Origin of the sequence: Streptomyces alfalfae (assembly GCF_004127445.1) — a bacterium.
GTDB classification, from domain to species: Bacteria; Actinomycetota; Actinomycetes; order Streptomycetales; family Streptomycetaceae; genus Streptomyces; species Streptomyces alfalfae.
In genome coordinates this window covers 177,746-200,618 of record NZ_QEXM01000048.1, presented here as the reverse complement: position 1 = coordinate 200,618, position 22,873 = coordinate 177,746, and the positions used below count along the sequence as shown (strand labels likewise).

Genomic DNA, 22,873 nt, shown 5'->3' with positions numbered 1-22,873 from the left:
CCCCCCGCAAGGGCGACCACGCGCCCCCGAAGCGCAGCGCGCCCCACCGCTGCCCGGCGGCAGCCCTCCGGAACCGTCCACGAGAACACCCGCCACACCACCCGCTTCACGGTGATCGGCAACCACCTCACGCAGCACCAGGAGCTCCCCCTCCTGGCGATCGGCCTGGCCGGCCACATCCAGTCGCTGCCCACAGGGGCGCGCGTCGACATCACATCGCTGGCGGCCGGCTTCCCCGAGGGAGCAACCCGGATCTCCGCGGCCCTGCGCGAGCTGGAGACCCATGGCTACCTGCGCCGAGACCACGAGCGCACCGCGTCCGGCCGCATCGTCACCCGCACGACGTCCTGCAACCAGCCACGCACCGCCCGGCAGCACACCCCGGCTCCGGAGCCTCCGGCGTCCGGCGGCTGCACGGCGGCCCCGGCGGCGCCATCCCCGCCCCGCAGGCAGCCGCGCCCACTGCCCGCCGTACCGCATCCGACGTCTTCGGCCCCGCCGCTCCTCCACCTGGCAACGGACCTCCTCGCCGGCCTCCGCCACCACGACCCCCGCCTCCTTCTCACTTCCCGCGACACGACCCATCCGGCCGCAGGAGCGGTCGCCTGGCTGGAGCGCGACGTCACCCCCGAGGCCGTACGCCACGCCCTGACGCACGACCTGCCGCGGACGGACCTGCGCCGCCCGGCCGCGCTCCTGGCCCACCGCTTGACGGCCCTCCTGCCCTCCGCACCGGCCTACGAGGCCCCGTCGCCACCCTGCACCCTCTCCACACCTGCGAGGACTGCGACCGCGCCTTTCGCGCACCGGGACCAGGCCGGTGCCGCGACTGCCGACCCGGGCCCGCAGCGCACCTAGCAGGAACGCGACGACCCCTGCCCCTGGGCACAGCGGAGGTGCGCAGGCCATGACCACGGCCCCGGACAGTGCGCCTCCCCCGCTACCAGTGACCTGCCGGTCACCGCCGACGACACGCGAAAGGGCCCGTACGACCGAGTCGTACGGGCCCTTCCGTTACTGCGAGGTACTGCTGTGCGCTCAGTTCAGAGCGACCGGGTGACCCCGATCAACGCGTAAGCGGGATGCTTACTTGTTGATCTTGGTGACCTGGCCGGCGCCGACGGTCCGGCCACCCTCACGGATGGCGAACTTCAGGCCCTCTTCCATCGCGACGGGCTGGATGAGCTCAACGGTCATCTCAGTGTTGTCGCCCGGCATGACCATCTCGGTGCCCTCGGGGAGGGTCACGACGCCGGTCACGTCGGTGGTGCGGAAGTAGAACTGCGGGCGGTAGTTGTTGAAGAACGGGGTGTGACGGCCACCCTCGTCCTTCGACAGGATGTAGGCCTGGGCCTCGAACTCGGTGTGCGGCGTGACCGAACCGGGCTTGATGATGACCTGGCCGCGCTCGACGTCCTCGCGCTTGATGCCACGGAGGAGCAGACCGACGTTCTCACCGGCCTGGCCCTCGTCGAGCAGCTTGCGGAACATCTCGATGCCGGTGACCGTGGTGGTGGTCTTCTCGGTCTTGATGCCGATGATGTCGACGGTCTCGTTGACCTTGAGGACACCACGCTCGATACGACCGGTGACGACCGTGCCACGACCGGTGATCGTGAAGACGTCCTCGATCGGCATGAGGAACGGCTTGTCGACGTCGCGCTCCGGCTCCGGGATGGCGGAGTCGACGGCGGCCATGAGCTCGAGGACGGAGTTGCCCCACTCCTTGTCGCCCTCGAGCGCCTTGAGCGCCGAGACCTTGACGACCGGAACGTCGTCGCCCGGGAACTCGTACTCGGAGAGGAGCTCACGGACCTCGAGCTCGACGAGCTCCAGGATCTCCTCGTCGTCCACCATGTCGGCCTTGTTCAGGGCGACGACGATGTACGGAACGCCGACCTGGCGGGCCAGGAGCACGTGCTCCTTGGTCTGCGGCATCGGGCCGTCGGTGGCGGCGACCACGAGGATGGCGCCGTCCATCTGCGCGGCACCCGTGATCATGTTCTTGATGTAGTCCGCGTGACCGGGGCAGTCGACGTGGGCGTAGTGACGCGCCTCGGTCTGGTACTCGACGTGCGCGATCGAGATCGTGATACCGCGCTGGCGCTCCTCGGGAGCCTTGTCGATCTGGTCGAAGGCCGAGGCCTCGTTCAGGTCGGGGTACGCGTCGTGCAGCACCTTGGTAATGGCGGCCGTGAGGGTCGTCTTACCGTGGTCAATGTGACCGATGGTGCCGATGTTGACGTGCGGCTTAGTCCGCTCGAACTTCGCCTTCGCCACTGGGTCCTCCTGTGGAGTGGTTCTGTACGCCTTGCTTCATCGGCGCCAGGTGATCTTTGCTGGGAAGCCAGCCGCCGGGGTTCTCGCCCTGCGGGGTCGAACCCCGGCGGATGGTGTCAAGCCTAAAGCGTGAACTCGGGTGAGTTACTCGCCCTTGGCCTTCGCGATGATCTCCTCGGCGACGTTCCGCGGAACCTCGGCGTAGGAGTCGAACTGCATTGAGTAGCTTGCGCGACCCGACGTCTTGCTGCGGAGGTCTCCGACGTAGCCGAACATCTCCGAGAGGGGCACGAGGCCCTTCACGACGCGAGCACCGCTGCGCTCCTCCATGGCCTGGATCTGGCCACGGCGGGAGTTGATGTCACCGATGACATCGCCCATGTAGTCCTCGGGCGTGGTGACCTCGACGGCCATCATCGGCTCGAGCAGCACGGGGGACGCCTTGCGCGCGGCCTCCTTGAAGGCCTGCGATCCGGCGATCTTGAAGGCGAGCTCGGAGGAGTCGACCTCGTGGTAGGCGCCGTCGAGAAGGATGACGCGGACGCCGGTCATCTCGTAGCCCGCCAGGATGCCGAACTGCATGGCCTCCTGCGCACCGGCGTCCACCGACGGGATGTACTCCCGCGGGATACGGCCACCGGTGACCTTGTTCACGAACTCGTACGACGCGTCGCCGCCCTCGATGGGCTCGATCGCGATCTGCACCTTCGCGAACTGACCGGTGCCACCGGTCTGCTTCTTGTGGGTGAAGTCCACGCGCTCGACGGCCTTGCGGATCGTCTCGCGGTAGGCCACCTGCGGCTTGCCGACGTTCGCCTCGACGCGGAACTCGCGCTTCATGCGGTCGACGAGCACCTCGAGGTGAAGCTCGCCCATACCACCGATGATGGTCTGGCCGGTCTCCTCGTCCGAGTGAACGCGGAAGGAGGGGTCCTCCTCCGAGAGACGCTGGATGGCGACACCCAGCTTCTCCTGGTCACCCTTGGACTTCGGCTCGATGGCGACCTCGATGACCGGCGCCGGGAAGTCCATGGACTCCAGGATCACCGGGTTCTTGTCGTCACTGAGCGTCTCACCCGTGGTGGTCTGCTTCAGGCCCATGACGGCGACGATGTCACCGGCGCCCACCGAGTCGATCTCCTCACGCTTGTTCGCGTGCATGCGGTAGATCTTGCCGATGCGCTCCTTCTTGCCCTTGACGGAGTTCAGCACCGCGGTGCCGGCGTCCAGGCGACCGGAGTAGATCCGGACGAAGGTGAGCTTGCCGAGGTGCGGGTCGCTCGCGATCTTGAAGGCGAGGGCCGACAGCGGCTCGTCGTCGGACGGCTTGCGCTTGACGACCTGCTCCGGGTCCTTGACGTCGTGGCCCTCGATGGCCTCGACGTCCAGGGGGGAGGGGAGGTAGCGCACGACGGCGTCGAGCAGGGGCTGAACGCCCTTGTTCTTGAACGCCGTACCGCAGAAGACGGGGGTGACGGTGGTGTCGCCGCCCTTGCCGGAGGCGATGGTGACGCGGCGGATCGCCGCGTACAGCTGCTCCTCGGTGGGCTCCTGGCCCTCCAGGTACAGCTCCATCATCTGCTCGTCGTTCTCCGCGACGGCCTCGAGGAGCTTGCCGCGGTACTCCTCGGCAGCCTCGGTGTGCGTGTCGGGGATGTCGACGATGTCGTAGGCCTCGCCCATCTTGGTCTCGGCGGACCAGACGAAGGCCTTCATGGTGACGAGGTCGACGACGCCCTTGAAGTCAGCCTCTGCGCCGATGGGCAGCTGCATGACGATCGGGGTCGCACCGAGGCGGTCGACGATCATGTCGACGCAGCGGTGGAACTCGGCGCCGGTGCGGTCGAGCTTGTTGACGAAGCAGATACGCGGGACGCCGTAGCGGTCCGCCTGACGCCACACGGTCTCGGACTGGGGCTCAACGCCGGCGACGCCGTCGAACACCGTCACGGCACCGTCGAGCACACGGAGCGAACGCTCCACCTCGACGGTGAAGTCGACGTGGCCCGGGGTGTCGATGATGTTGATGGTGTGATCGACGTCGTTCAGCGGCCAGTGACAGGTGGTGGCAGCAGAGGTGATCGTGATGCCACGCTCCTGCTCCTGCTCCATCCAGTCCATCGTGGCGGCGCCGTCGTGGACCTCACCGATCTTGTACGACACACCGGTGTAGAACAGGATCCGCTCGGTGGTCGTCGTCTTGCCCGCGTCGATGTGGGCCATGATGCCGATGTTGCGCACCTTGGCCAGGTCAAGTGAAGTGGTAGCCATGTCGGCTCAGTCTTCTCTCGGTCTCGATGTGGGTAGCGACTACCAGCGGTAGTGCGCGAAGGCCTTGTTGGACTCGGCCATCTTGTGGGTGTCCTCGCGCTTCTTCACAGCGGCGCCGAGGCCGTTGGAGGCGTCGAGGAGCTCGTTGAGCAGACGCTCGGTCATGGTCTTCTCGCGACGGGCGCGGGAGTAACCCACCAGCCAGCGCAGGGCCAGCGTGTTGGCACGACCGGGCTTGACCTCGATCGGAACCTGGTAGGTCGCACCACCGACACGGCGGGACTTGACCTCGAGGGTCGGCTTGATGTTCTCAAGCGCGCGCTTCAGCGTGATGACCGGGTCGTTGCCGGTCTTCTCGCGCAGGCCCTCCATGGCGCCGTACACGATGCGCTCGGCGGTGGAGCGCTTGCCGTTCAGCAGCACCTTGTTGATGAGGGAGGTCACCAGAGGAGAACCGTAGACCGGGTCGATGATGACCGGGCGCTTCGGGGCGGGGCCCTTACGAGGCATTCTTACTTCTCCTTCTTGGCGCCGTAGCGGCTGCGGGCCTGCTTGCGGTTCTTGACACCCTGGGTGTCGAGGGAGCCGCGGATGATCTTGTAGCGAACACCAGGCAGGTCCTTCACACGGCCACCACGCACGAGCACGATGGAGTGCTCCTGCAGGTTGTGTCCCTCACCCGGAATGTAGGCCGTGACCTCGATCCCGGAGGTCAGACGCACACGCGCGACCTTACGGAGGGCCGAGTTCGGCTTCTTCGGGGTGGTCGTGAACACACGCGTGCAGACGCCACGGCGCTGGGGCGAACCCTCGAGTGCGGGCGTCTTGTTCTTCTCGACCTTGTCCTGCCGGCCCTTACGGACCAGCTGCTGGATCGTAGGCACTACTTCTCCGGTTTCTGTGTGCCGAATAGTAAAGCTAACCTGGAACGTCGCCGACCCACGCGGTCGGGTGTGTCGAATCCTGCGGATCCCCGCCGCCAGGCGGAAAGGAGCGCAGATTACGGCGGCCGTTGACGGACCCGCGCTGCGGTTGATGACACGCGCACGAGCCCAGGCACACCCCAGGCACAAGGTCTGAGCGTACCTACCTCATCGAGTTCGGTCAAAACAAATGCGGTGGGGGGCGACACGCCGGACATCTGGGCCGATCAGGAACGCCGCAGATAGTCCATGATCAGTTGCGCGTCCGTCTGGTCCTTGGGCCTGAGCGAGCGCTCTTTCCAGACCAGGATCTGGGCCAACGGGCAGAACGGGATACCGCACACCCACTCGGCGTTCTCGATCAGCACATCCGGCTCCGGCGCACCGGGCAGCCACCGGTCGAAGACCTCGATGTCGCCGCCGAAGAGAACCACCATGAGTCCATGCCCCGAAGGTGCCACAACGGGGTCCCCCAGCCCCGTCACCGTCTTCCAGGCAGCTCCTCGCGCGACGACGTCCAGGTCTCCGATCCGGTCCCGGAGCCCGTGCGCCAGCAGCGGCCCGCTGCCCGCCACCACGTAGTCCGTGGGCGGCAGGCTGAGCGACAGCAGCTTCTGGACCAAGGGGTGCCTACTCAGCTCCACGGCGGCGTCTCCTAAAGGACGGGCAGCCCGACCGCTGAGCGAGCAGCCATGCTCATCGCCAGCGAGGCGATGACACTGGCCAGCGTACCGATGAGGAAGTACTCGGACGCATGCTTGCCGTGGTCACTCGTGGGCACCCGGGCCAGCGACTTCGCGGCGAGGACGAGCGCTGCCGCCTCTGGCTGCCCCGCGGCGAGGAACGCGAAGAGGAGCCCACGCTCCAGCAGGCCGATCGCACGCCCCGCGTTCATGAACTCGACCGCCGCACGCCGCTCCGGGCTGTCGGGCAGCGCCAGGATCTCCCGGCGCACCGGCCCGGTCGCGGCCTTGGCGAGGGCGCCGCCCCCGAAGACGGAGATGAGCGCCGCCGACACGAAGACCGCCACCGTGTCGCTCAGCAGCAGCTCCCGCCCGAGCGACACCACGGCCGGGCCGGCCGTCCACACGGCGATGCCGACGGCGCCCAGGAGCGCGACGACGCTCACCCGTCGGGTCCGAGCCAGGCGCCCCACCATCAGGGGCAGGGTGACGGTGAAGCCCACATCCGGCATGCCCGTCGGGTGTTTCCAAAGCACGAACCCCAGAGACAGCAGAGCGGCGACCGACAGGGCCAGCCACGGCTTGCCGTCGCCGCCGTACGGGGCGACCACGCACACTCCGTAGGCCGGCGTGAAGGCAGCCATCCGCCATGGGTGAGGCCCCTGCCAGGCGAGTCCCAGCGGGATCAGGACCGCGGCCACCAGGCCAAAGAAAAGCCGAGCCGTCTCCACGCCCCCGGAACCTCAACTCCCGTGCCGACATGGCACCTTGGCCGGTGCCGAGCGGGATATTACTCAGCCGGACACGCCGAAGGGCGGCCACCCCACCGGGGTGACCGCCCTCCTCACGTGCCCAGGTCCTACTGGTTGTAGGGCCCGTAGTCGTAGTCCTCCAGCGGCACGGCCTGACCCGACCCCGTCCCGAAGGGCGAGTAGTCGATGTCGTCGTAGCCGACGGCGGAGTACATCGCGGCCTTGGCCTCCTCGGTCGGCTCCACCCGGATGTTGCGGTAGCGGGACAGGCCCGTACCGGCCGGGATGAGCTTACCGATGATGACGTTCTCCTTGAGGCCGATGAGGCTGTCGGACTTGGCGTTGATCGCCGCGTCCGTCAGGACTCGGGTCGTCTCCTGGAAGGAGGCGGCCGACAGCCAGGATTCCGTCGCCAGCGAGGCCTTGGTGATACCCATCAGCTGCGGACGGCCGGAGGCCGGGTGGCCGCCTTCCGTCACGACGCGACGGTTCTCGGTCTCGAACTTCGAGCGCTCGACGAGCTCGCCCGGCAGCAGCTCCGCGTCGCCGGACTCGATGATCGTCACGCGGCGCAGCATCTGCCGGATGATGATCTCGATGTGCTTGTCGTGGATCGACACGCCCTGCGAGTTGTAGACCTTCTGGACCTCGCCGACCAGGTGGACCTGGACCGCGCGCTGACCGAGGATCCGCAGCACGTCGTGCGGGTTGGTGGCGCCGAAGGTGAGCTTCTGGCCCACCTCGACGTGGTCACCCTCGCGCACCAGGACCTTGGCACGCTTCGAGATCGGGAACGCCGTCTCGTCGCTGCCGTCGTCCGGGGTGACGACGATCTTCTTGGTCTTCTCGGTCTCCTCGATGCGGACGCGGCCGGCCGCCTCCGAGATCGGGGCGACACCCTTGGGCGTACGAGCCTCGAAGAGCTCGACGACACGGGGCAGACCCTGGGTGATGTCGTCACCGGCCACACCACCGGTGTGGAAGGTACGCATCGTCAGCTGCGTGCCGGGCTCACCGATGGACTGGGCGGCGATGATGCCGACCGCCTCACCGATGTCGACCAGCTTGCCGGTGGCGAGCGAACGGCCGTAGCAGAAGGCACAGGTGCCGACCGCCGACTCACAGGTCAGGACCGAGCGGGTCTTGACCTCCTCGACGCCGTTGGCGACCAGGGCGTCGATGAGGACGTCACCGAGGTCGACGTTGGCCGGCGCGATGACCTTGCCGTCGATGACGACGTCCTCGGCCAGCATGCGGGCGTACACCGAGGTCTCGACGTTCTCCGTCTTGCGGAGGACACCGTCCTCGCCCTTGACCGCGATCTTGAGCTTCAGGCCGCGCTCGGTGCCACAGTCCTCCTCGCGAATGATGACGTCCTGGGAGACGTCGACCAGACGACGGGTGAGGTAACCGGAGTCGGCGGTACGGAGAGCCGTGTCCGCCAGACCCTTACGGGCGCCGTGCGTGGAGATGAAGTACTCGAGAACGGTCAGGCCCTCACGGAACGAGGCCTTGATCGGACGCGGGATGGTCTCGTTCTTCGCGTTCGACACCAGACCACGCATACCCGCGATCTGACGCATCTGCATCATGTTTCCTCGGGCACCCGAGTCGACCATCATGAAGATGGGGTTCGTCTTCGGGAAGTTCGCGTTCATCGCCTCGGCGACCTCGTTGGTCGCCTTGGTCCAGATCGCGATGAGCTCCTGCGTGCGCTCGTCCTTGGTGATCAGACCGCGCTCGTACTGCTTCTGGACCTTCTCGTCCTGGGCCTCGTAGCCCGCGACGATCTCCTTCTTGGCCTCGGGGACCACGACGTCGGAGATGGCCACGGTGACGCCGGAACGGGTCGCCCAGTAGAAGCCCGCCGCCTTCAGGTTGTCGAGCGTCGCCGCCACGATGACCTTGGGGTAGCGCTCGGCGAGGTCGTTGACGATCTCGGAGAGCTGCTTCTTGCCGACCGAGTAGTCGACGAAGGGGTAGTCCTCGGGCAGCAGCTCGTTGAAGAGCGCGCGGCCCAGCGACGTACGCAGCCGGAAGCTGTCGCCCGGCTGGTAGGCACGCTCGTCGCCGAAGTCCTCGCCCTCGGCGCTGACCGGCGGGGTCCAGCCGCGCGGCGGGATGGTGCCCACCGGGAAGCGGATGTCGACGGTCGACTGGAGAGCGAGCTCGCCGGCGTCGAACGCCATCATCGCCTCGGCGGTGGAACCGAACGCGCGGCCCTCGCCCTTGGTGTCCCGCAGCTCACCGTCGGTGGTGAGGAAGAACAGACCGAGGACCATGTCCTGGGTCGGCATCGTCACCGGACGGCCGTCGGCGGGCTTGAGGATGTTGTTCGAGGACAGCATCAGGATGCGGGCCTCGGCCTGCGCCTCCGCGGAGAGCGGCAGGTGCACGGCCATCTGGTCACCGTCGAAGTCCGCGTTGAACGCGGTGCAGACGAGCGGGTGGATCTGGATGGCCTTGCCCTCGACCAGCTGCGGCTCGAAGGCCTGGATGCCGAGGCGGTGCAGCGTGGGCGCACGGTTCAGCAGGACCGGGTGCTCGGCGATGACCTCTTCGAGGACGTCGTACACGACCGTGCGGCCGCGCTCGACCATCCGCTTGGCGCTCTTGATGTTCTGCGCGTGGTTCAGGTCGACCAGGCGCTTCATCACGAACGGCTTGAAGAGCTCCAGCGCCATGGCCTTCGGCAGACCGCACTGGTGCAGCTTCAGCTGCGGACCGACGACGATCACGGAACGCGCGGAGTAGTCCACACGCTTGCCGAGAAGGTTCTGACGGAAGCGGCCCTGCTTGCCCTTGAGCATGTCGGACAGCGACTTCAGCGGACGGTTGCCGGGGCCCGTGACCGGGCGACCACGACGGCCGTTGTCGAAGAGCGCGTCGACGGCCTCCTGGAGCATGCGCTTCTCGTTGTTCACGATGATCTCGGGCGCGCCGAGGTCGAGAAGCCGCTTCAGGCGGTTGTTGCGGTTGATCACGCGGCGGTACAGGTCGTTCAGGTCGGAGGTCGCGAAGCGGCCACCGTCCAGCTGCACCATCGGACGCAGGTCCGGCGGGATGACCGGCACGCAGTCGAGCACCATGCCCTTGGGGCTGTTGCTGGTCTGCAGGAACGCGGAGACGACCTTGAGGCGCTTGAGCGCACGGGTCTTCTTCTGGCCCTTGCCGGTACGGATGATCTCGCGGAGGCGCTCGGCCTCCTCGTCGAGGTCGAAGGACTCCAGGCGCTTCTGCAGGGCAGCGGCGCCCATGGAGCCGTCGAAGTACGTGCCGAAGCGGTCACGCAGCTCGCGGTAGAGCAGCTCGTCGCCCTCCAGGTCCTGGACCTTGAGGTTCTTGAACCGGTTCCACACCTCGTCGAGACGGTCGATCTCGCGCTGCGCACGGTCGCGCAGCTGCTTCATCTCACGCTCGGCGCCTTCGCGCACCTTGCGGCGCACGTCGGCCTTGGCGCCCTCGGCCTCCAGCTCGGCCAGGTCGGTCTCGAGCTTCTTGGCGCGGGCCTCCAGGTCGGAGTCGCGACGGTTCTCGATCTGCTGGCGCTCGACGGAGACGTGCGCCTCCAGGGACGGCAGGTCGCGGGTGCGACGCTCCTCGTCCACGAACGTGATCATGTACGCCGCGAAGTAGATGACCTTCTCGAGGTCCTTCGGGGCGAGGTCGAGGAGGTAGCCCAGGCGCGACGGGACGCCCTTGAAGTACCAGATGTGCGTGACGGGCGCGGCCAGTTCGATGTGGCCCATCCGCTCACGGCGCACCTTCGCGCGGGTGACCTCTACGCCACAGCGCTCACAGATGATGCCCTTGAAGCGGACACGCTTGTACTTGCCGCAGTAGCACTCCCAGTCCCGGGTCGGACCGAAGATCTTCTCGCAGAAGAGTCCGTCCTTCTCGGGCTTGAGGGTGCGGTAGTTGATGGTCTCCGGCTTCTTGACCTCGCCGTGGGACCACTGTCGGATGTCGTCCGCGGTGGCAAGGCCGATCCGCAGCTCGTCGAAGAAGTTGACGTCGAGCACTTTGTCGTCAATCCCTCTTTCGGGGTCGAGTCTCAATCATGGTCTGAACGGGTCCGGGGAGAGCCGGCCGGATACGGGATCCGGCCGGACAACCCGTCAGACCTCTTCGACGCTGCTCGGCTCGCGCCGGGACAGGTCGATACCGAGCTCCTCCGCCGCGCGGAAGACGTCCTCGTCGGTGTCGCGCATCTCGATGGACATGCCGTCCGAGGACAGCACCTCCACGTTGAGGCAGAGCGACTGCATTTCCTTGATGAGCACCTTGAAGGACTCAGGGATGCCGGGCTCGGGGATGTTCTCGCCCTTGACGATCGCCTCGTAGACCTTCACGCGGCCGGTCACGTCGTCGGACTTGATCGTCAGCAGCTCCTGGAGGGCGTACGCGGCGCCGTATGCCTCGAGCGCCCACACCTCCATCTCACCGAAGCGCTGGCCACCGAACTGAGCCTTACCACCCAGCGGCTGCTGGGTGATCATCGAGTACGGGCCGGTCGAACGCGCGTGGAGCTTGTCGTCGACCAGGTGGTGCAGCTTGAGGATGTACATGTACCCGACCGAGATCGGGTCCGGGAACGGCTCGCCGGAGCGGCCGTCGAACAGCTGCGCCTTGCCGGACGGGAGCACCATGCGCTCGCCGTCGCGGTTCGGGATGGTGTGCTGCAGCAGACCGGCCAGCTCGTCCTCACGCGCACCGTCGAAGACGGGGGTGGCGACGTTCGTGCCGGGCTCGACCTTGTCGGCGCCGATGGCCTGGAGGCGCTGCGCCCACTCGTCCGCGAGGCCGGAGACGTCCCAGCCGCGGCTGGCGAGCCAGCCGAGGTGGATCTCCAGGACCTGTCCCGGGTTCATTCGGGACGGGACACCCAGCGGGTTGAGGATGATGTCGACCGGGGTGCCGTCCTCCAGGAACGGCATGTCCTCGATCGGCAGGATCTTCGAGATGACGCCCTTGTTGCCGTGACGGCCGGCGAGCTTGTCACCGTCGGTGATCTTGCGCTTCTGCGCCACGTAGACGCGGACCAGCTGGTTCACGCCCGGGGGCAGCTCGTCGCCCTCTTCGCGGTCGAAGACGCGGACGCCGATGACCTTGCCGATCTCGCCGTGCGGCACCTTCAGGGAGGTGTCGCGCACCTCGCGCGCCTTCTCACCGAAGATCGCGCGGAGCAGGCGCTCCTCCGGGGTCAGCTCGGTCTCACCCTTGGGCGTGACCTTGCCGACGAGGATGTCGCCGGCGACGACCTCGGCGCCGATACGGATGATGCCGCGCTCGTCGAGGTCGGCGAGGACCTCCTCGGAGACGTTCGGGATGTCCCGGGTGATCTCCTCCGGGCCGAGCTTGGTGTCACGGGCGTCGACCTCGTGCTCCTCGATGTGGATCGAGGAGAGGACGTCGTCCTGCACGAGGCGCTGCGACAGGATGATCGCGTCCTCGTAGTTGTGACCCTCCCACGGCATGAACGCCACGAGCAGGTTCTTGCCGAGGGCCATCTCGCCCTCTTCGGTCGCGGGACCGTCGGCCAGGACCTGGCCCTCGATCACGCGGGCGCCCTCGTCGACGACGACCTTCTGGTTGACCGAGGTGCCCTGGTTCGACCGGGAGAACTTGGCGATGCGGTACGTGGTGTACGTGCCGTCGTCGTTGGTGACGGTGACGTAGTCCGCGGAGACCTCCTGGACCACACCCGCCTTCTCGGCCTTGATGACGTCACCGGCGTCGACCGCGCAGCGGTACTCCATGCCGGTGCCGACGAGGGGGGCCTCGGCGGTGATCAGCGGCACGGCCTGACGCATCATGTTCGCGCCCATGAGGGCACGGTTGGCGTCGTCGTGCTCCAGGAAGGGGATCATCGCGGTCGCGACGGACACCATCTGGCGCGGCGAGACGTCCATGTAGTCGACGTCCGTGCCGGGCACGTAGTCGATCTCGCCGCCGCGGCGGCGGATCAGGACGCGGGCCTCGGCGAAGTGGAGGTCGTCCGTCAGCGGCGCGTTGGCCTGCGCGATGACGAAGCGGTCCTCCTCGTCGGCCGTGAGGTAGTCGACGTCGTCGGTGACCTGGCCGTCGACGACCTTGCGGTACGGCGTCTCGACGAAGCCGAACGCGTTGACGCGGCCGTACGAGGCGAGCGAACCGATCAGACCGATGTTCGGGCCTTCGGGCGTCTCGATGGGGCACATGCGTCCGTAGTGGGACGGGTGCACGTCACGGACCTCGAAGCCGGCCCGCTCACGGGAGAGACCACCCGGGCCGAGCGCCGAAAGACGGCGCTTGTGGGTGAGACCCGACAGCGGGTTGTTCTGGTCCATGAACTGCGACAGCTGCGAGGTGCCGAAGAATTCCTTGATCGACGCCACGACCGGGCGAATGTTGATCAGGGTCTGCGGCGTGATCGCCTCGACGTCCTGGGTCGTCATGCGCTCGCGGACGACGCGCTCCATACGAGCCAGACCCGTGCGGACCTGGTTCTGGATGAGCTCGCCGACGTTGCGCAGACGACGGTTGCCGAAGTGGTCGATGTCGTCGGTCTCGACGACGATCGACGTGCCGCTGTCACCGACGGTCTCGGTCTCACCGGCGTGCAGCTTCACCAGGTACTTGATCGAGGCGATGATGTCCTCGACCGTGAGGATGCCCGCGTCGAGCGGAGCGTCCGCACCCAGCTTCTTGTTGACCTTGTAGCGGCCGACCTTCGCGAGGTCGTAGCGCTTGGGGTTGAAGTAGAGGTTCTCGAGCAGCGTCTGAGCGGCCTCACGGGTCGGCGGCTCGCCCGGACGGAGCTTGCGGTAGATGTCGAGCAGCGCGTCGTCCTGGCCCTGGGTGTGGTCCTTCTCCAGGGTGGCGCGCATGGACTCGTACTCGCCGAACTCCTCGAGGATCTGCTCGGTCGTCCAACCGAGAGCCTTGAGCAGAACGGTGACCGACTGCTTGCGCTTGCGGTCGATGCGCACACCGACCATGTCGCGCTTGTCGATCTCCATCTCCAGCCAGGCGCCCCGGGACGGGATGATCTTGGCGGAGAAGATGTCCTTGTCGGACGTCTTGTCGATCGAGGAATCGAAGTAGACGCCCGGCGAACGGACCAGCTGCGACACGACGACACGCTCGGTGCCGTTGATGACGAAGGTGCCCTTGTTGGTCATGAGCGGGAAGTCGCCCATGAAGACCGTCTGAGACTTGATCTCGCCGGTCTCGTTGTTGGTGAACTCGGCGGTGACGAAGAGCGGGGCGGCGAACGTGAAGTCGCGCTCCTTGCACTCGTCGATCGAGTTCTTGGGAGGCTCGAAACGGTGGTCGCGGAACGTCAGGGACATCGACCCGGAGAAGTCCTCGATCGGGGAGATCTCCTCGAAGATCTCCTCCAGACCGGACTTGGTGGGGACGTCCTGTCCGCTTTCCAGAGCCGCCTCGACACGAGCCTTCCACGCGTCATTGCCGAGCAGCCAGTCAAAGCTCTCGGTCTGCAGCGCAAGAAGGTTCGGAACCTCGAGGGGCTCCTTGATCTTTGCAAAGGAGATGCGCAGCGGGGCGGTGCTTGCGCCGTTGTTCGTATTCGCGGTCGAGGCAGTGCGCGAGGCGGCCAAGAGGGGGTCCTTCCGAGGGCTCGGACTCACTACGCGCGTACCGGTCCCAAGCCGGACACAGGGACAGTCCCTCCTGACTTGGCTTTTTGGCCAGGTCAGGGAAGATGCGGTCCACGGTGCTCAAGCATGGGCATGCCCCTGGTGACGGGCAGGAGGCAGCTAACAGGCAGCGCAAAGGGTCAGTGTAGCCAGTCGGCCCACTGATGTCCAGTGCGGGTTCTGGGAGACCCTCGTTGTTCTCAACCCCTGCTGCAAGCCACGTCCTCAACGCACATCGATACTGCCCTCTTCGCCGCCGATCCATGCCTCGGATGCGGATCGTTGTGACGACGCGTCCTGAGAATTGCGCGCTGCGTGCGGTTCGTCAAGGCCCCCTTGCCCCGACTCGGCCCTGGGAACATCACCGTCACGGGCCGTTCCGGGCACAACGAAGATCACCATACTCGTCGCGACCGACATCGCAAGGCGACCTTCACGGGTGGCTCAGGAACGCCGAAAGGCGACCACCCACATGGGTGATCGCCCTTGGCGACCCGTGCGTTACAGCGTTTCCGCCGTACGTACGGTGAAGAGAGTCAGACGACTCGTGAGGTCACTTGACCTCGACGGAGGCGCCGGCGCCCTTGAGGGCCTCAGCGGCCTTCTCAGCGGCGTCCTTGGCGACCTTCTCGAGGACCGGCTTCGGGGTGCCGTCGACGAGGTCCTTGGCCTCCTTCAGGCCCAGCGAGGTCAGCTCACGCACGACCTTGATGACCTGGATCTTCTTCTCGCCGGCGCCGGTGAGGATGACGTCGAACTCGTCCTGCTCGGCCTCGGCCTCGGCGGCCGGGGCGCCCGGGCCCGCGGCGACGACGGCGGCCGGGGCGGCGGCGGTGACGTCGAACTTCTCCTCGAAGGCCTTCACGAACTCGGAGAGCTCGATGAGGGTCATCTCTTCGAACTGCGCGAGCAGGTCGTCCTGGGACAGCTTCGCCATGATGGCGTCCTTCCACTAATTCGGCTGGTGCCGTGTGTACATGGAGGCGGGCGTACGTTGGGCCCGCTGTGACCGTCGCGCTAGGCGGCGGTCAGTGTGCGAGCCGAATTACTCGGCACCGCCCTGCTCGGCCTTCTTGGCACGAAGCGCCTCCGCGGTGCGGACGAACTTCGAGGGAAGCGCCTGGAAGAGCGCGGCAGCCTGGGACTGCTTGCCCTTCATGGCGCCCGCCAGCTTGGCGAGCAGAACCTCGCGGGACTCGAGGTCCGCGAGCTTCTTGAACTCGTCGGCGGACAGCGCCTTGCCGTCAAGGACACCGCCCTTGATGACGAGGTTGGGGTTTTCCTTGGCGAAGTCACGAAGACCCTTCGCCGACTCCACCGGGTCACCGGTGACGAAGGCAACCGCCGTCGGACCCGTGAACAGGTCGTCCAGCGTGTTGATCCCGGCCTCGTTGGCCGCGATCTTGGTCAGCGTGTTCTTCACCACGGCGTACTCGGAGTTTTCACCGAGGGAACGGCGCAGCTGCTTGAGCTGGGCCACGGTGAGACCCCGGTACTCGGTCAGCACGGCGGCGTTCGAGCTGCGGAACTTGTCCGTGAGCTCGGCTACCGCGGCAGCCTTGTCGGGCGTCGGCATAGAGCGTCGGCCTCCTTCCGGGTGATGAGGACCGCTCAGAAGGGGCCGACAAAACGAAACGCCCCGGCGCAGGCGCACGGGGCGTGAGCTCGACCGGACCAGAATCGGTCCAGGAGCACTTCCACGGTCACCTGCGCGGGTCGTCCGCCGTCTCAGCGGATCCTTCGGCCACCGCACCCCTTGCGAGAGCACGGCAACGACCAGCGGTCTTTGGCTTCTGTGGCAGCGTACGCGAACGGGTCCGCGTCAGGCAAATCGGGTCAGGCGCCGCTGTCAAGGCCCAGGGCGTCCGTGTCGGAGGTGTCGCCCTCGCCGAGCTTCCCGAGCTCCTTGAACATCTCCATCAGGTCGAACGTCTCACCGGCCGGCGGGGCGGTCACCTTCGCGGCGGTCCCGTAGTCCGAGAACGTCTGGGAGGTCTTGACCGTGCCCTCGGGCGTCTTGATGTCGATGTCCATACGGACCGGGTAGTCGTCTTCGTTGACCCAGACCTCGGTGTCGTAGCCCTTGATGCCCGTCTTCTCGATGTTCTCGAAGAGCTGGTCCTTCTCGCTCTTGCTGAGCACGTCGTCGAGGGCGTCGTTCGTCTCCATCATCTCCTTGACGGTGAGACGGCCCTTGTAGCGCTGGGTCTGCGCGCCGTCGACGTCGGCGGAGCCCACGTGCTTGAGGTTCGGGGACTCCAGGAGCATCGCGAGCTGCCGCGCCGGGTCCTGGTTCATGCTGTCCAGGCTGCCGGTCATCTGCTTCATGAGCTTCTCGTCGCCGGACTGCTCGGCGATGGCGCCGAGGTCCATCTTCATCCAGCGCTTGCCGTCCATGTCCTTGGCCGCGGCGGCGCCCATGTCCATGTACATGACATCGTCCTGCATGAGCATCCGGACCTTCTTCGGGGCGTCGGGGTCGCCCTCGGTGAGCGCGGAGCCCGACACCGTCATGTCCATGACGGTGGGGTCCCAGCCCATGACGCCGGACATCTTCATCTCGCCGGCGCCGCCCATGGCCTTGCCCATCTTGCCGGGCGGCGTGGACATCGTCATCCGGACCTTGGCGGACTTGGCGGCCGTCGTCTTCTTGTAGGCCGCCGTGATGACCTCGGTGACCTGCGACGGGGACTGGATGCCCCCGGCGGCCTTGCCCCCCTTGTCCCCCTCACCGTCCGAGCCGCCACAGGCGACCGCGCCGGTACACAGCAGCGCGGTGGCGAGCACGGCGCCCGCCACCCTCTTGCGGCCCTGGTTTCCCCGTACGACAACAGCAGTCATGACCCCACCCCTGAGAACACTTTGAACACATGATCGACACATCTACTGACAGCCGAGAGTACCCGAGCGGCCGGACGGTCAGCCGCCGGATAAAACCCCTACGCCGCGGGCCTCTGCTTCGCCAGCAGGTCCTTGAAGCTCATCGTGTCCGAGGCCGGGGGCTTCTCGACGGTGAGCGGCGTGCCATAGTCGCTGTAGTAGGCCGTCTGCGAGAAGGGGCCGTTCTTCGTCTCGGCCTTCTCGGTCTTCTTGACGAGGAGGTCGTCGTCGTCGACCCAGACGTCGATCGTCTCGGTGTCCATGCCGGCCTGCTGGAACTGCTTCTTCAGCTCGGACATCTGCTCCGCGTCCAGGTCCGAGTTCTTGGCGGTGAAGTCCGCGATGTCGACCTTGCCGGAGTAGTGGGTCGTCTTCGTGCCGCGGACCTCCTCCTCGCCCACGCGCTTCACGTCACCGGAGGCCAGCAGCATCTTCACCGACTGGTTCGGCGTGGTGTTCTGCATCTGGTCCTGGAAGGCCTCGCCCGCGGCGCCGCTCATCTCGGCCAGCGTGTCGTAGTCGTACGCGAGCCAGTGCTTGCCGCCGCCGGCCTCGGCCGCGAACCGGTCGCCCATGTTCGCGTAGAAGCCGTTCTTCAGATAGCGGTAGTCGAGCTTCGTCTGGCCGAGCTGCTTCATCTGCTGGGCCTGCGAGCCGCCGGTGAAGGTCACGGTCACGTTCCCCGTGATGCCGTCCGACCAGCCCATGACGCCCTTCATGTCCATGGACGAGAGCGAACCCATGGTGGTGGAGCCGTCGACCCTGGCCGTGTCCGCCTTGTCGGTCGACTTCTCGACCGAGCGCAGGGCGGCGATGGGGCTGATCTTGATGCCGCTCTTGCCGCCGTCGCCGTCTGCCTTGTCGGAAGAACCGTCCGAGCCGCCCGAGCCGCAGGCCGTCAGGCCAGTCAGCGCGGCGGCCACCGCGATCGAGAGACCCGTACGCCGCAACATCGTGCTGTTCATGCAGTCCCACCCCTTGGCTTGTTCGACGACCCGCACGCTAGCGCAGGCCACTGACACACCTGTCCCTATGCCCCGCACGCGCGCGTGTGCCCGTACATCCGTGCGTGCCGTACACAAACAAGACGGGCCCCGCACCTCGAAAGGTTGCGGGGCCCGTCCACAGAACGCGTGCGCGACGCGGCTGCCGTCAGGATCAGACGGCGGCCGGGTCCTCCTCGACGAGGAGGTTGCGGGTGCGGTTCGAGTCCAGCGGGATGCCGGGGCCCATCGTGGTGGCGATGGCGGCCTTCTTGATGTAGCGGCCCTTGGCGGCCGACGGCTTCAGACGGAGGATCTCCTCCAGGGCCGCGGCGTAGTTCTCCACCAGCTTGGTGTCGTCGAAGGACACCTTGCCGATGATGAAGTGCAGGTTCGAGTGCTTGTCGACGCGGAACTCGATCTTGCCGCCCTTGATGTCGTTGACAGCCTTCACGACGTCGGGGGTCACGGTGCCGGTCTTCGGGTTCGGCATCAGACCACGCGGACCGAGCACGCGGCCGAGGCGGCCGACCTTGCCCATGAGGTCCGGGGTGGCGACGACGGCGTCGAAGTCCAGGCGGCCCTTCGCGACCTCGTCGATGAGCTCGTCGGCGCCGACGATGTCGGCTCCAGCGGCTTCCGCGGCCGCAGCACGGTCACCGGTCGCGAAGACCAGGACCCGGGCGGTCTTGCCGGTGCCGTGCGGGAGGTTCACGGTGCCGCGGACCATCTGGTCGGCCTTGCGCGGGTCGACACCCAGACGCATGGCGACCTCGACGGTGCCGTCGAACTTGGTCGAGGAGGTCTCCTTGGCGAGACGGACGGCCTCGAGCGGGGCGTACAGCTTCTCCCGGTCGATCTTGGCGTCCGCAGCGCGGAGAGTCTTGCTGCGCTTCACTTCTGCTCCTGGTGTGTTCAGGTAGGGAGTCGTGGTGCGGGCCAGCGCTTGGCCCTGCCACTGGAGAAAGGTCAGACGGGGGAGGAGTCTCAGCCCTCGACCGTGATGCCCATGGAACGGGCGGTGCCGGCGATGATCTTCGACGCGGCGTCCAGGTCGTTGGCGTTGAGGTCTTCCATCTTGGTCTGCGCGATCTCGCGGATCTGCGCCTCGGTGACCTTGGCGACCTTGGTCTTGTGGGGCTCGCCGGAGCCCTTCTCGACACCAGCGGCCTTCAGGATCATCTTGGCGGCCGGCGGCGTCTTGGTGATGAAGGTGAAGGAGCGGTCCTCGTAGACCGTGATCTCCACCGGGATCACCCAGCCACGCTGCGACTCGGTCGCGGCGTTGTAGGCCTTGCAGAACTCCATGATGTTGACGCCGTGCTGGCCCAGCGCGGGGCCGACCGGCGGAGCCGGGTTGGCGGCGCCGGCCTGGATCTGGAGCTTGATGAGCCCCGTGACCTTCTTCTTCTTGGGAGGCATTGCTCTCTCCGGGTCCTAGTGAGAGTTTTCAGCCAACCGTCCGGTCATCCGGATGGAGGCATACCGCACAACGATAACGGGTATGGTCGTGCAGCTAAAAACCGAGCAGGTCAGACCGGCTTTGGCAGCCCGTCTGACCTGGTCGGAGGCGTGTGTTCCAGAGGAAGCTCAGGAAGCCGCGAGGGCTAGTTCTTCTGGATCTGGTCGAAGCTGAGCTCGACCGGGGTCTCGCGGCCGAAGATCTCGACGAGACCCTTGACCTTCTTCGAGTCGGCGTTGATCTCGTTGATCGTCGCCTGCAGCGTCGCGAACGGGCCGTCAGTGACGGTGACCGAGTCGCCCACCTCGAAGTCGAGCACCTGGACCTCGACCTTGCGGGCCGGAGCCGGCTTGCCCTCGGCCTCGGCGGCCTCGCGAGCGGCCTTCTCCTCGGCCTCGGGGGCGAGCATCTTGACGATCTCGTCGAGGGTCAGCGGGTACGGGTCGTAGGCGTTGCCCACGAAGCCGGTGACGCCAGGGGTGTTGCGGACGACGCCCCAGGACTCGTTCGTCAGGTCCATGCGCACCAGCACGTAGCCGGGGAGCTTGTTCTGGCGGATGGTCTTGCGCTCGCCGTTCTTGATCTGGGCGACCTCTTCCTGCGGCACCTCGGCCTGGAAGATGAAGTCCTCGACGTTGAGCGAGACGGCGCGCTGCTCGAGGTTGGTCTTCACGCGGTTCTCGTAGCCGGCGTACGTGTGGATGACATACCACTCGCCCGGGAGGGTGCGGAGCTCCTCGCGCAGGGCGGCGATCGGGTCGACCGGCTCGGACTCCTCTTCGACGGGCTCCGCCTCGGCGGTCTCCTCGTCGGCGGTCTCCGCCTCGGCGTCCTCGTCCTCGTCGGACTCGGCGCCGGCCTCCGCGTCACCCTCCAGGTGGACGGCGGCCTCCTCGGCGGCGTCGCCCGCGGCGGCGTCGGCTGCCTCGGCCTGATCCGGCTCCTCGGCGTCCGCCGCCTCGACGATGTCGAGCTCGTCCTCGACGGACTCGGCATCCTGCCCGCCGCGAGGCTCAATGGCGTCGTTCAGGTTCGGGTCAGACACGGTGGCTGCTTCTTCCTGGATACATGGGTGGAACACGCGAATAGGGGCGCCGGGAACGGCGCCCTTCGCTCTCGGCTCAGCCGAAGATGTACTTGACAGCGTGGCTGAAGCCATAGTCAATCACGGTCACGAGACCGATCATGATGACGACGAAGACAATCACCACTGTGGTGTAGGTCGTGAGCTGACTGCGAGTCGGCCAGACGACCTTGCGGAGCTCCGCGATGATCTGGCGGTAGAAGAGCGCGAGACGGCCGAAGGGGCCCTTCTTGCCGCGCTTGCCGCCCTTGCGGGCCTTCCTCTTGGACTCCGCCGCCTCGTCCTCGGCATCAGGCTTGTCGATGGAGCCCACGGCGTCCGTCACTCGTCCTCACCTGATTCCGGGTCGTGGCCGTGCCGCGCCCGGTTGAGCCGCACGGCGGTGCATTGCAGTACGTACATGCGCACACATCCTGGCGAAGGAGTGTGTAGCAGGGCCGGAGGGACTTGAACCCCCAACCGCTGGTTTTGGAGACCAGTGCTCTACCAATTGAGCTACGACCCTTTGATTTCCCCAACCTACCGCATCCGCCCATATGCACGGAGTGCGTCGAGAGGGTGCGGCCGGTGAGGGCCAACGAGCAGTGAGTGTACGTGGTCCGCGGCGCTCCGTCGAACAGAATGGACGGCGATGCTCCGGGAAACCCCCGCACCGGGTCCGTTCCGGGTCTGGAACGATGGGGTCATGAGCGCTGCAACTTCTCCGACCGAGCGCCGGGTGTCCGCGCGCATCGGCGCGATCTCCGAGTCCGCGACCCTCGCCGTCGACGCCAAGGCCAAGGCCCTCAAGGCCGCCGGGCGTCCGGTGATCGGCTTCGGCGCGGGTGAGCCCGACTTCCCCACTCCTGACTACATCGTCGAGGCGGCCGTCGAGGCCTGCAAGAACCCGAAGTTCCACCGCTACACACCGGCCGGGGGCCTGCCCGAGCTCAAGGCCGCGATCGCCGCGAAGACCCTGCGCGACTCGGGGTACGAGGTGGACCCCGCGCAGATCCTGGTCACCAACGGCGGCAAGCAGGCCATCTACGAGGCGTTCGCCGCGATCCTCGACCCGGGCGACGAGGTCATCGTCCCGGCGCCCTACTGGACGACGTACCCGGAGTCGATCCGTCTCGCCGGCGGTGTCCCGGTCCCGGTCGTCGCCGACGAGACCACCGGTTACCGCGTCTCGGTCGAGCAGCTGGAGGCCGCCCGCACCGAGCGCACCAAGATGGTGCTCTTCGTCTCGCCGTCGAACCCCACGGGCGCCGTCTACAGCGAGGCCGACGCCGAGGCGATCGGCCGCTGGGCCGTCGAGCACGGCCTGTGGGTCATGACCGACGAGATCTACGAGCACCTCGTCTACGGAGACGCGAAGTTCACCTCGCTCCCCGCGCTCCTGCCCGAGCTGCGCGACAAGTGCGTCGTGGTCAACGGCGTCGCCAAGACGTACGCGATGACCGGCTGGCGGGTCGGCTGGATCATCGGCCCGAAGGACGTCGTGAAGGCCGCGACGAACCTCCAGTCGCACGCCACGTCGAACGTCTCCAACGTCGCCCAGGCCGCCGCCCTCGCCGCGGTCTCCGGGAACCTGGAGGCCGTCGACGCGATGCGCGAGGCCTTCGACCGGCGACGCAGGACCATCGTGCGGATGCTGAACGACATCGACGGCGTGTTCTGCCCCGAGCCCGAGGGCGCCTTCTACGCCTACCCGTCGGTGAAGGACCTGATCGGCAAGGAGATCCGCGGCAAGCGCCCGCAGGACTCCGTCGAGCTGGCCGCGCTGATCCTGGAGGAGGCCGAGGTCGCGGTGGTCCCGGGCGAGGCCTTCGGGACGCCGGGTTACCTGCGCCTGTCGTACGCGCTCGGCGACGAGGACCTCGTCGAGGGCGTGTCGCGCGTCCAGAAGCTGCTGGCCGAGGCGCGCGACTGA

Annotated in this window: 17 protein-coding genes, 1 tRNA gene and 1 pseudogene; 2 read left to right on the top strand and 17 right to left on the bottom strand. The window is 66.9% G+C overall.

Annotated elements, in window-relative coordinates:
• A pseudogene (locus DCW30_RS30510) lies at positions 1-911 on the top strand (helix-turn-helix domain-containing protein); the annotation flags it as partial.
• Positions 912-1,086: 175 nt separating this feature from the next.
• Here the strand turns inward: DCW30_RS30510 and tuf are convergent.
• From tuf to DCW30_RS30420, 17 genes are all read right to left on the bottom strand, one after another.
• A complete protein-coding gene (gene tuf / locus DCW30_RS30505) occupies positions 1,087-2,280 on the bottom strand; it encodes an elongation factor Tu (protein WP_062775123.1) in 1,194 nt (397 codons plus the stop codon).
• Between the two features lie 144 nt (positions 2,281-2,424).
• Positions 2,425-4,551, bottom strand: a complete 2,127-nt coding sequence (gene fusA, locus DCW30_RS30500) for an elongation factor G (RefSeq protein ID WP_062775121.1) — start codon at positions 4,549-4,551, stop codon at positions 2,425-2,427.
• Between the two features lie 39 nt (positions 4,552-4,590).
• A complete protein-coding gene (gene rpsG, locus DCW30_RS30495; RefSeq protein WP_003974303.1) occupies positions 4,591-5,061 on the bottom strand; it encodes a 30S ribosomal protein S7 in 471 nt (156 codons plus the stop codon).
• A gap of 2 nt (positions 5,062-5,063) precedes the next feature.
• Positions 5,064-5,435, bottom strand: a complete 372-nt coding sequence (gene rpsL / locus DCW30_RS30490) for a 30S ribosomal protein S12 (RefSeq protein WP_003948652.1) — start codon at positions 5,433-5,435, stop codon at positions 5,064-5,066.
• Between the two features lie 266 nt (positions 5,436-5,701).
• Positions 5,702-6,118, bottom strand: coding sequence for a hypothetical protein (locus DCW30_RS30485; RefSeq protein WP_076684971.1), 417 nt, complete (start codon positions 6,116-6,118; stop codon positions 5,702-5,704).
• Positions 6,119-6,129: 11 nt separating this feature from the next.
• Positions 6,130-6,801 carry a hypothetical protein gene (locus DCW30_RS30480; RefSeq protein WP_123985603.1) on the bottom strand — a complete coding sequence of 224 codons (672 nt, stop codon included), beginning with the start codon at positions 6,799-6,801 and terminating at the stop codon, positions 6,130-6,132.
• 215 nt (positions 6,802-7,016) lie between these two features.
• On the bottom strand, positions 7,017-10,931 hold the full coding sequence (locus DCW30_RS30475; protein ID WP_062780306.1) for a DNA-directed RNA polymerase subunit beta': 3,915 nt from the start codon (positions 10,929-10,931) through the stop codon (positions 7,017-7,019).
• A 96-nt stretch (positions 10,932-11,027) separates the two neighbouring features.
• Complete coding sequence (rpoB, locus tag DCW30_RS30470) at positions 11,028-14,513, bottom strand: DNA-directed RNA polymerase subunit beta (protein ID WP_062780305.1); 3,486 nt, start codon at positions 14,511-14,513, stop codon at positions 11,028-11,030.
• Positions 14,514-15,105: 592 nt separating this feature from the next.
• Positions 15,106-15,489, bottom strand: coding sequence for a 50S ribosomal protein L7/L12 (gene rplL / locus DCW30_RS30460; protein ID WP_062780304.1), 384 nt, complete (start codon positions 15,487-15,489; stop codon positions 15,106-15,108).
• A gap of 108 nt (positions 15,490-15,597) precedes the next feature.
• Positions 15,598-16,128, bottom strand: coding sequence for a 50S ribosomal protein L10 (rplJ, locus tag DCW30_RS30455; protein WP_062780303.1), 531 nt, complete (start codon positions 16,126-16,128; stop codon positions 15,598-15,600).
• 260 nt (positions 16,129-16,388) lie between these two features.
• Positions 16,389-17,393 carry an SCO4651 family lipoprotein gene (locus DCW30_RS30450; RefSeq protein ID WP_076684973.1) on the bottom strand — a complete coding sequence of 335 codons (1,005 nt, stop codon included), beginning with the start codon at positions 17,391-17,393 and terminating at the stop codon, positions 16,389-16,391.
• 98 nt (positions 17,394-17,491) lie between these two features.
• Entirely contained in the window at positions 17,492-18,397 is a 906-nt protein-coding gene (locus tag DCW30_RS30445) for an SCO4651 family lipoprotein (protein ID WP_076684974.1), read from the bottom strand.
• 193 nt (positions 18,398-18,590) lie between these two features.
• Positions 18,591-19,313, bottom strand: a complete 723-nt coding sequence (rplA, locus tag DCW30_RS30440; protein ID WP_055547823.1) for a 50S ribosomal protein L1 — start codon at positions 19,311-19,313, stop codon at positions 18,591-18,593.
• A gap of 89 nt (positions 19,314-19,402) precedes the next feature.
• Complete coding sequence (gene rplK, locus DCW30_RS30435) at positions 19,403-19,837, bottom strand: 50S ribosomal protein L11 (protein WP_030782612.1); 435 nt, start codon at positions 19,835-19,837, stop codon at positions 19,403-19,405.
• A 185-nt stretch (positions 19,838-20,022) separates the two neighbouring features.
• Positions 20,023-20,922, bottom strand: a complete 900-nt coding sequence (nusG, locus tag DCW30_RS30430) for a transcription termination/antitermination protein NusG (RefSeq protein ID WP_062780301.1) — start codon at positions 20,920-20,922, stop codon at positions 20,023-20,025.
• 76 nt (positions 20,923-20,998) lie between these two features.
• Positions 20,999-21,286 (bottom strand): preprotein translocase subunit SecE, encoded by a 288-nt coding sequence (secE, locus tag DCW30_RS30425; RefSeq protein WP_076684975.1) that lies wholly within the window; start codon positions 21,284-21,286, stop codon positions 20,999-21,001.
• Positions 21,287-21,393: 107 nt separating this feature from the next.
• Positions 21,394-21,466 (bottom strand) — tRNA-Trp (locus DCW30_RS30420).
• 180 nt (positions 21,467-21,646) lie between these two features.
• Here DCW30_RS30420 and DCW30_RS30415 point away from each other — a divergent pair.
• Positions 21,647-22,873: a pyridoxal phosphate-dependent aminotransferase gene (locus tag DCW30_RS30415; RefSeq protein ID WP_076684976.1), complete on the top strand. Its 1,227-nt coding sequence runs from the start codon at positions 21,647-21,649 to the stop codon at positions 22,871-22,873.